Consider the following 9,417-nt stretch of genomic DNA (forward strand, 5'->3'; position numbering starts at 1 on the left):
GCGCCCGGCAAGCGCGGCGGCGGGGAGCCGCGGCGGCACCTACCGCTCCAGCGGCGCCCCGCCGGGATCCGGCCGCACCGCGCCCAGCACCGGGTTGGAGGCCAGCGGTGACACCTTGATCCGCGACCCGGGCCGCGGTGCCTGCACCACCCGGCCGCCGCCCAGGTAGAGGGCCACGTGGGTGGCCTCGGGGAAGTACACGACCAGGTCGCCGGGGCGCAGCCGGTTCAGCGGCACCCGCGGCAGCCGGGCCCACTGTTCCTGGCTGGTGCGGGGGATCGGCGTGCCGGCCTGCGCCCAGGCCCGCGAGGTCAGGCCCGAGCAGTCGTAGGCCGCCGGGCCCGTCGCACCCCACTGGTAGGGCTTGCCCAGCTGCCGCAGCGCGTAGCGCACCGCCTTCTCGCCCGCCTCGGTCGGGGCGGCGTCCGGGCCGAGCGCCCCGGCGGCGGTCAGCCGGGCCTGTGCCCGGCCGGCCCCCGCCTGCTCGAACGCGGCGAGTTCCGCCAACTGCTGCGCGCTGAGCCCGGCGAGCAGCTTCTCCACCTGGCCCAGCCGGCGCCGCACGTCGTCGCGGGCCAGCTGCTGGCGCCGGGCGAGGGCCAGCCGCTCGTCGTAGGCGGCGCGCGCCCGCTGGGCCAGGTAGGCCGCCTTCTTCTCGTTGTCGGCCAGGCGCCGCACCGTCTGCGCCCGCTGCCGGGCCACCTGCCCGATCAGATGCCCGTCCTCCAGTGCGGCCTGCGGGTCGCGGGCCAGCAGCAGCCTGAGGTACGGGGAGAAGTCGTTGCCGCCCTGGTACTGCTCCCGGGCGAGCCGGCCGGCGTCCTTCAGGCTCTTGTCGAGGGCGACCCGGGCGCGGGCGAGGGCGGTGGCCAGCCGTACCGCCTCGGCGCGCTGCCGGGCCAGTTGCACGGCGGTGGCGTTGTAGGTGTCGGTGGCCTGCGCGGCCAGCCGGTACAGCTTCCGCAGATCCGTCAGCGCCTGCGCGACGGACAGCCGGGCGGGCCGGGCCGGCTCTCCGGGCTGCGCGGGCTCGGCCGGCGGCGCGGGCCGGCCGAACTGTGTCGGCAGTGCCGGCTGCGCGGGCCGGGCGTGCGGGGTCGGCTGCGGCTGCGGCTGTGGTACGGCCGTGGCGGTCACCGGCGCGAGGGCGGCCTGTGCCGCCACCGCCGTCGTGCACACCAGACGCAGGACGCGTCCTGACACGTCATCACCTCCGTCACGGGAGCGGCCTCTCCGCTCCCGCACCGTGAGGATTCGACGTATGAACGGACTATGTGTGGCTCTGTGCGCCTTTTGTCGGCCGTGTGGCGCATCATGCTCACTCGCCCGTGTCTGTCGGCTTGCCCTCCGACCCGTTCCCGGGTGCCCGGCCGGTGCGGGGCTCCGGCTTGGACCACGGCCACTTCGGCCGGCCGCCGCCGCGCCCCTCGGGGTCGAACGTGTACTTCCAGCCGCGCGGCAGCCCGAGCCTCTTGCTGTGCCCACGCGGCACCCGGCGGTAGACCAGTACGGTGGGCGGTCCGCCGGCCGCGTCCGGCACCGGGATGCGGTACGTCTTCGGGGGGTTCCCGGTGGGGCCCACCAGCACGGGCAGCACCCGCCCGTCCATGGGGCCGCCCTCGAACGGGGTGTCTTCGCTCTTCACGCCCCCAGTGTCAGCCATCCGGCGGCGGGTCCGCGGGCACCGGCGGGCGAGGGGGTCACGTCAGCGCGTGCAGCAGCGCCGCGGTCTGCTCGTCCCGGGCCGCGGTCACCGTCAGCACGGCCGTGAACTGCTCCACCAGCCAGTCCCGCAGCTCCTCGGCGGGCGGCTGCTTGTCCTCGTCCAGCCAGATCAGCGACGCGGCCTCCACGGCCGTGATCCACATCCGCACGGTCATCCGCAGCCGCGGTCCCGGGTCGCTGACGCCCAGGTGGCTGAGGATGTGCTCGGCGGCGGCCCGGCGCACGCCGTCCACGATGGCGCTGGTGCGGGAGGTCTCCACCACGCTGCCGCCCTGGAGCAGCGCGGTGAACCCGGCGTCGTGCGAGTCGACGAACGTCAGGTAGCGGTCCAGGGCGCGGGCCAGCCGGGCCGGCAGCGGCCCCTCGTGCGGCTCGTCGAAGCAGTGCCGCAGCTCCTCGGCGGCCGAGCGCAGCGCGGCCTCGTACAGCTGCTGCTTGCCGCCGGGGAAGTACCGGTACACCAGCGGCCGCGACACCCCGGCGGCCTCCGCCACGTCGTCCAGCGACACCTCCTCCGGCGCCCGGTGCGCGAAGAGGGACAGGGCCGCCTCCAGCAGCTGGGCGCGGCGTTCCTCGACGCTCAGGCGGCGGTAGGCGGGGGTCGGGGCGGCAGGGCTCATGACCGGCAGCGTAATCGCCGCACGGCCCGGCCGGCCGTGCGGTCCGATCGCCGCCCGCCCCCACCTCACGCCCGCCTCCTGCGGCATCCGGCTACGCCAGCAGCCCCGAGGACCGCCACAGCTGCCGTCCCACGCCCCGCAGGACGCCGATGTCGTCCAGGAAGTCGGTGAGCCGCTTGGCGCCGGTCTGCATGATCTCCCGCCGGTGCGCGCTGGCCTTGACCTGCGCCATGGCCTCCCGCTTGTCCAGTCCCACGTTCGTGTACACCTCGGGGTTGATGAAGGCCACCGAGAACACCCGCGCGAACTCGCCGGAGGTGACCCGGGTGAACTCCTTCGACCACCGCGGCGCGGTCAGCATCTGCCGGCGCAGCTCCTCACGGGCGTAGCGCACGTGCCGCGCCTCCTCCACCACGTGGATGCGCGTCACCCCGCGGATCAGCGGCTGCACCCGCTCGTCGGGGAAGGTCAGGCGCTGCATCCAGTCCAGGACCTCCTCGCCGAGCAGGGTGGCGGTGAAGGAGCCGGGCGTGGTGGAGATGGTCTTGAAGAGCCGGCCGAGGTTCTGGTGCACCCGGCTCACCGGGTACCAGGGCGTGCCGCCGCGGGATATCACCCGGGCGAACATCTTGGAGTGGCGGCACTCGTCCTCGATCTCGGTGAGGGCGTAGCGCACGTGGGCGCTGGTGGCGGGCTTGTCGTAGATGTGCCGCACGAGCAGCTGCATCAGGATCAGCTCGAACCAGATGCCGAGCGAGGCGAGCGCGGCGGCCTCGTGCTGGGAGAGCAGGATCCGCTGCTCCTCGCTCATCCGCTTCCACAGCGGTGTGTCGTACAGGGACACCAGCTCCGGCGGCCAGAACCACTTGCCCTCCTCGAAGGGCGCGTCCCAGTCCAGTTCCTTGTCCGGGTCGAAGGAGTGCTTGGCGGAGGAGTCGAGCAGCCGCTCGGCGACCTGCTCGCGGTCCTTGAGCGCGCCGAGGGCGTCGCGCAGTCCGGCGAGCGCGTCGGTTTCCGTCACGGTCGTCATGGCTGTCCACCTCGTCGTACGGGGTCTGGTCGGTGCAGGGGGCGGGCCGGTGTGGTGCAGGCGGGCACGCGTGCGGGGCCGGGCCGGTCGTGGCGGGAACGGCTGGTTACCCGTCAGTCACGTCGCCCGCCTCTTATGAGACTGCGTGTCAGCAAGGCCGTCAATCCCTTGCGCACGACTTGTTGACCCGCCGTCTACGTGTGAGCCTGCGGAGTATGCCGACCTTCGACCTGTACGCGAACGACCCCGGCGCGTCGCACTGGCAGGTACCGGCGAGCGGGGACGCCCGCTTCAGCTGGGAGTACGACGACGGCCGCGACCGCCTGCTCGCCCTGTACCAGAAGGGCAAGGACAAGCAGTGGGACGGGCTCAAGCGCATCGACTGGGACCTGGAGGTCGATCCGCACGACCCGCTCGGCACCCCCGAGGAGGCGATGACCCTCTACGGCACTCCGTACTGGGACCGGATGACCGACCGGGACAAGGGCGAGCTGCGCCGGCACTTCGCCTCCTGGCAGTTCAGCCAGTTCCTGCACGGCGAGCAGGGTGCGATGATCTGCGCCGCGCGGATCGTGGAGTCCGCGCCCGACCTGGACGCCAAGTTCTACTCGGCGACCCAGACCATGGACGAGGCCCGGCACGCCGAGATCTACGGCCGCTTCCTGCACGAGAAGATCGGGATGGTCTACCCGATCAACGACAACCTCCGGTCCCTGCTCGGCGACACCCTGCGCGACAGCCGCTGGGACATGCCCTACCTGGGCATGCAGGTGCTCATCGAGGGCCTGGCCCTGGCCGCCTTCGGCATGATCCGCGACACCACGAACAAGCCGCTGCCCCGGCAGATCCTCGCCTACGTCATGCAGGACGAGGCGCGCCACGTGGCCTTCGGCCGCATGGCCCTGCGCGACTACTACCGGCAGCTCACCGACGCCGAACTGCGCGAACGTGAGGAGTTCGTCATCGAGGGCTGCTACCTGATGCGCGACCGCCTTCGCGGCGTGGAGGTCCTGGAGAACTTCGGCATCCCCCGCGCCGAGGCCGAACAGCTCAGCGAGCGCTCGGAGTTCCTCCAGCTCTTCCGCCGGCTGCTGTTCAGCCGCATCGTGCCCTGCGTGAGGGACATCGGCCTGTGGGGCAAGCGGCTGCAACAGGCCTACGTGGACATGGGCGTTCTGGAGCTGGGCGACTCCAGCCTGGACCTGCTCATGGCCCAGGACGAGGAGATCGCCGAGAAGCTGGACGCGGAACGCTTCGCGGCGGAGGAGAAGGAGCGCGTGGCGGAGGTCCAGGAGGCCATCGAGGCCGGCCAAGACGCCGGGGACTGATCACTCGTGCGACGGGCGCGTCGTCCCCCTCACCATCGGCCTCACAGCGATCGACCCCCGGCCCCCCGTGCAGCCCCACGCAACAGGCCGCCCGGCGAAGGACCGGGGAGCCCGTCCGCCGCCTCACCCGTGTGCAGTACCGTTCTGGCGTGTCCATGCCTCCGCCGCCGCAGAACCCTCAGCACCCGCAGAGCCCTCAGAACCCGTACGGCGCCCCGCCGCCTCCGGCACCCGGGCCGTACGGACAGCAGCCACCCCCGCCGCCGGGTCCCTACGGGCAGCAGTCGCCCCCGCCGCCGGGCCCCTACGGTCAGCAGCCGCCCGTGCCGGCCGGTCCCCAGAACACTCCGCACGGCACCCCGTACGGCACCCCGTACGCCCAGGCTCCGTACCCGCCGCAGCCGCAGGGCTGGGGTGTCCCTCCGATGGGGCCGCCGCCGAAGAAGCGGCGGGTCGGGCTGATCGTCGGCATCGTCGGCGGGGGCGTCGGCCTGATCGTGATCGGCGGCGGGGGGCTCGCGCCGGTCGGGAACGCGGGCGGCAGCGGGTTCCCGGGGGGGGAGAACAAGCTGACCCCGCCCCAAACGCCGATCGACGGCCGGGTCGAACTCGCCCGGGACCTCTCCGACTCCGAGGGCCAGAAGATCGAGGACGAGGCGGACGGCGCCTGGGACGCCAAGGACATCCACGCGGTGGTCGGCCAGTACAGCCAGGGCGGCGACCAGACCCAGGGCGCGCTGGTGATCTCCGGCATGTACGGCCGCCTCAAGAACACCGACAGGGCCCGCCGCGACATGCTCAAGGGCGCCACCGACGCCGACGGGGTCACCCTGGCCGCCGGTCCGAAGGACTTCACGCAGAGCGGCGAGCCCACGGTCAGCTGCGAGGTGCTCACCCAGGAGAAGCTGGGCACCACCCTCACCTACCCGGCGTGCGTCTGGGCGGACGGCAACACCGGGGCCATCGTGGCGGTGATGACCGCCAAGACGCTCCACCAGGACGCCTCGGAGGTGGACCTGGGGTCCTACGCCAGGCTCACCCGCCAGGTCCGCACGGAGAGCGTCAAGCCGCTCGGCTGACGGCCGGCCCGGGGCCCGTTCCCGTCCCGCGGGACGGGAACGCACCCGGGCGGGAGCGAGGTGCGCAGCGGGGTGTCCGCGTCCGCGTCGGCCCGGTCGAGCGCGCCTGCGAAGTCCTTCGACGCTCCCTCGCCGTCCCTCGACGGCCCCTCGTCTCACCGGGTGGGCGTCACGGCGCCGGAGGCGTGCGCAGGACCGCCTCCATCACCGCCCGCGCGATCGGCGCCGCGGTGCCGCCGCCGCTGATGTCCCCGCGCCGCGCGGCGGCGTCCTCCACCACCACGGCCACCGCGACCCGGGGGGAGAGGTCCCGCGCGCCCTGCGCCCAGGAGACGAACCAGGCGTACGGCGTCCCGGAGTTGCCCACGCCGTGCTGCGCGGTGCCGGTCTTGCCGCCCACGATCGCCCCCGGGATCGCGGCGTTGCCCCCGGTGCCGTCGGTGACCACGTCGCACATCAGCTCCCGCAGCCGTGCCGCGGTCGCCGGGCCCATCACCTGCCGCAGCGGCCGCGATCCGGCCGCCGACACCACGCCCCCGCCGGGCCGCACGGTCCGCTCCACCAGATACGGCGTGGGCACCTGCCCGCCGGCCGCGACCGCCGCCGCCACCATCGCCATCTGCAACGGCGTGGCCCGCGTGTTGAACTGCCCGATCGACGACAGCGCCAGCTGCGCCCGGTCCGCGCTCGCGTCGAACGTGCTCGGCGCCACCCAGAACGGGATCCGCAGCCCGGAGTCGTTGAAGCCGAACCGCTCCGCCGTCTCCTTCATGGCCTCGGCGCCCACGTCCACGCCCAGCTTCGCGAACACCGTGTTGCACGACCACTCGAAGGCGTGGCGCAGGGAGGCGTTCCGGCAGCCCTCGCCCTCGTTGACCAGGCGCGTGGTGCTGCCGGGCAGCCGATAGGGGTCCGGTGACCAGGTCCGCGCGTCCAGATCCCGCACCACGCCCGCCTCCAGCGCCGCCGCGGCGGTGACCACCTTGAACGTCGAACCGGGCGGATACGTCTGCCGCACCGCCCGGTTGAGCAGCGGCTGGTCCGGGTCGGCGGTCAGCCGCGCCCAGGCCGCCGCCACTGCGGGACCGTTCCCGGACAGCTCGGCCGGGTCGTAGGACGGTGTGGACACCAGCGCCAGGATCCGGCCCGTCGTCGGCTCCACCGCCGCGACCGCGCCCTTGCGCCCGCCCAGCCCGTCGAAGGCGGCCCGTTGCGCGCCCGGGTCGATGGTGGTGACCACGTCGCCGCCGGCCGGCGGGGCGCGCGGGCCGGCGGCGAACAGCGGGAGCCCGGCCACCAGCGGGTCCGTCCCCGACAGCACCGCGTCCTCGGCGTGCTCCAGGAACGTCGTGCCGTAGCGCTGCGAGGCGAACCCGGTGACGGGCGCGTACAACGGGCCGTCGGTGTAGGTGCGTTCGTAGCGCAGCTGCTCGCCGGTGTCCCGGGAGCCGGTGACCGCCCGGCCGCCGACCAGGATCTGGCCGCGCGGCCGTTCGTAGCGGGCGATGGTGGGGCGACGGTTGGCCGGGTTGCCGCCGTAGGAGGGGGCCTGCAGCACCTGCAGCCAGGCCGTGTTGACCAGCAGCGCCACCAGCAGCAGCACGCAGAAGGCGGCGGCACGGCGGATGTACCGGGTCACCGCGCGCCCTCCCCGCCCGTCCCCGGCCCCGGCCCCGGCCGTCGGATGCTCACGGTGCCGGCTTCCCGTCGTACTGCCGGCGCGCCACATGGCTCACCCGGATCAGCAGCGCCACGATCGCCCAGTTGGTCACGACCGACGAGCCGCCCTGGGCGAGGAACGGCATCGCCATGCCGGTCAGCGGGATCAGCCCGGTCACCCCGCCCGCGATCACGAACACCTGCAGCGCGACGATCGAGGCCAGCCCGACCGCCAGCAGCCGCCCGAACGGGTCCCGCAGCGCCAGGCCCGCCCGGTAGCCGCGCTCCACCAGCAGGGCGTACAGCAGGAACACCCCCGACAGCCCGGCCAGGCCCAGTTCCTCCCCGGCGGTGGCCAGGATGAAGTCCGACTTGGCGGCGAAGCCCACCAGGATCGAGTGGCCGAGGCCCAGCCCGGTGCCGAGCACCCCGCCGGCCGCGAACGAGAACAGCGACTGGGCCACCTGCCCCGGCCCTTGGCCCGCCTCGATGGACGCGAACGGGTGCAGCCACTCCTGCACCCTGCTGTGCACGTGCGGCTCCAGCCAGCCCACGGCGACCGCCCCGGCGGCGGCCAGCAGCAGCCCGAGAGCGATCCAGCCGGTGCGGCCGGTGGCGACGTACAGCATCACCACGAACAGCCCGAAGAACAGCAGCGAGGTGCCCAGGTCCCGTTCCAGCACCAGCACGCCGACGCTGAGCAGCCAGATCGCCACCACCGGCCCGAGCACCCGCCCGGTGGGCAATTGCAGCCGCCACACCCGGCGGCCGGTGTACGCCAGCGCGTTGCGGTGGTCGGCGAGATACGCGGCGAAGAAGACCGCCAGCAGCACCTTGGCAAACTCGCCGGGCTGGATGGACAGCCCGCCCAGCCGGATCCAGATCCGGGCGCCGTTGATCGGCGGGAAGAGGATCGGCAGTGCGAGCAGGGCGAGCGCGGCCGCGCCCCACACGTAGGAGTAGCGCTGCAGCCAGCGGTAGTCGCGCAGCACGACCACGACCAGCGTGAACAGGGTCACCCCCAGCGTGGACCACACCAGCTGGGCCGGCGCCGCGCTCTCGCCGGGCGTCTCCAGGTCGAGCCGGTAGATCAGCACCAGGCCCAGTCCGTTGAGCAGCACCCCGATGGGCAGCGGCAGCGGGTCGGCGTACGGCGCCCGCAGCCGGACCGCGCAGTGCGCGAGCAGGGCCAGTCCGCCGAGCCCGGCGCCGTAACCGGCGGCGCCGGGCGGGATCGTGCCGGACTTGGCCAGGCCGACGGCGCAGTAGCCGTACACGGACAGCAGCACGGCGAGCACGAGGAGGGCGAGTTCGACGCCCCGGCGCCGGGGGAGGCGGGCGGTGGCCGGCGCGGCCGGGTGCGCCGCGGCCGCGCTCCTGGCGGGTGTCAGCACCAGCGGGGCGCGGGCCCGATGTTGTCGATGTAGCGGGCCGAGCCCCAGGCCCAGGCGCCGTCGACGAGGAGGTACCACAGGTGGTTGCCGTCGACGTTCTCGCCGTCGGTCTTGCAGTGGATCCACACCTCCTCGCCCCGCGGGACGACTCGGATCACCTTGCTGCCGCGCTCGGGGCTGGTGCGCAGGGCGAGCCCGCCGCGCGCGGTGACCCGGCCGCGGTAGAAGCGGGGGTCCTCGGCGCCGGTGCCGGGCAGGGGGGTGTCGTCGGCGGCGGGCACGGCAACCGCGGCGCCAGGCGCCAGCGGCGGCGGGGCGCAGCGGCGCAGCGCCAGGCGGGGCCGGAGCGGCGCGGCGGGGGGGAAGGCCGGCGCCGAGGAGTCCGTCGCAGGCGGGGCGCCGTCGGTCAGGGTGGCGCGCAGCGCGGTCGCCGGGTGGCCGCCGAGCGGCCGGTCGGCGGGGGGGTCCCGGCGCCCGGGGTGGGCGGGTCGGGGCCGGTGCCCGGAGGCGGCGGCCCGCGGGTCCTGCTGGTTACGGCCTTCACCATTGTGCGCAGACCCCGCGTGCCACGGCGTCCAGGAC

Annotated in this window: 9 protein-coding genes; 2 read left to right on the plus strand and 7 right to left on the minus strand. The window is 74.2% G+C overall.

Translation table 11 applies throughout. From position 1 onward, the window contains the following. Positions 1 to 39: 39 nt before the first annotated feature. From GV126_RS21910 to GV126_RS21925, 4 genes are all read right to left on the minus strand, one after another. On the minus strand, positions 40 to 1,203 hold the full coding sequence (locus GV126_RS21910) for a C40 family peptidase (RefSeq protein ID WP_159669509.1): 1,164 nt from the start codon (positions 1,201 to 1,203) through the stop codon (positions 40 to 42). A 115-nt stretch (positions 1,204 to 1,318) separates the two neighbouring features. Then, positions 1,319 to 1,645, minus strand: coding sequence for a DUF8847 domain-containing protein (locus tag GV126_RS21915; protein WP_159669512.1), 327 nt, complete (start codon positions 1,643 to 1,645; stop codon positions 1,319 to 1,321). A 55-nt stretch (positions 1,646 to 1,700) separates the two neighbouring features. Then, on the minus strand, positions 1,701 to 2,345 hold the full coding sequence (locus GV126_RS21920) for a TetR/AcrR family transcriptional regulator (protein ID WP_159669515.1): 645 nt from the start codon (positions 2,343 to 2,345) through the stop codon (positions 1,701 to 1,703). A gap of 91 nt (positions 2,346 to 2,436) precedes the next feature. Continuing rightward, on the minus strand, positions 2,437 to 3,375 hold the full coding sequence (locus GV126_RS21925) for an AurF N-oxygenase family protein (RefSeq protein ID WP_159669519.1): 939 nt from the start codon (positions 3,373 to 3,375) through the stop codon (positions 2,437 to 2,439). Between the two features lie 215 nt (positions 3,376 to 3,590). Between GV126_RS21925 and GV126_RS21930 the strand changes: the two genes are divergently transcribed. Next, positions 3,591 to 4,703 (plus strand): ferritin-like domain-containing protein, encoded by a 1,113-nt coding sequence (locus tag GV126_RS21930; protein WP_159669522.1) that lies wholly within the window; start codon positions 3,591 to 3,593, stop codon positions 4,701 to 4,703. 323 nt (positions 4,704 to 5,026) lie between these two features. Then, on the plus strand, positions 5,027 to 5,782 hold the full coding sequence (locus tag GV126_RS21935; RefSeq protein WP_236570064.1) for a hypothetical protein: 756 nt from the start codon (positions 5,027 to 5,029) through the stop codon (positions 5,780 to 5,782). A 169-nt stretch (positions 5,783 to 5,951) separates the two neighbouring features. Here the strand turns inward: GV126_RS21935 and GV126_RS21940 are convergent, their stop codons facing one another. The 3 genes from GV126_RS21940 to GV126_RS37340 form a co-directional block, all read right to left on the minus strand. Next, positions 5,952 to 7,421: a penicillin-binding transpeptidase domain-containing protein gene (locus GV126_RS21940; RefSeq protein WP_159669528.1), complete on the minus strand. Its 1,470-nt coding sequence runs from the start codon at positions 7,419 to 7,421 to the stop codon at positions 5,952 to 5,954. A gap of 49 nt (positions 7,422 to 7,470) precedes the next feature. Then, positions 7,471 to 8,832, minus strand: coding sequence for an FtsW/RodA/SpoVE family cell cycle protein (locus GV126_RS21945; protein ID WP_159673969.1), 1,362 nt, complete (start codon positions 8,830 to 8,832; stop codon positions 7,471 to 7,473). Continuing rightward, positions 8,829 to 9,417, minus strand: a 589-nt coding sequence (locus GV126_RS37340) for an SH3 domain-containing protein (protein WP_328707346.1), incomplete at its 5' end; no start/stop codon positions are given. The genes GV126_RS37340 and GV126_RS21945, both read right to left, overlap by 4 nt.

Origin of the sequence: Streptomyces mexicanus (assembly GCF_902506575.1) — a bacterium.
Lineage (GTDB): Bacteria > Actinomycetota > Actinomycetes > Streptomycetales > Streptomycetaceae > Streptomyces > Streptomyces mexicanus.

Coding starts and splice junctions, on each gene's coding strand:
- GV126_RS21920 (WP_159669515.1), bottom strand. CDS start 2,345: ATGAGCCCTGCCGCCCCGACCCCCGCCTACCGCCGCCTGAGCGTCGAG.
- GV126_RS21925 (WP_159669519.1), bottom strand. CDS start 3,375: ATGACGACCGTGACGGAAACCGACGCGCTCGCCGGACTGCGCGACGCC.
- GV126_RS21930 (WP_159669522.1), top strand. CDS start 3,591: ATGCCGACCTTCGACCTGTACGCGAACGACCCCGGCGCGTCGCACTGG.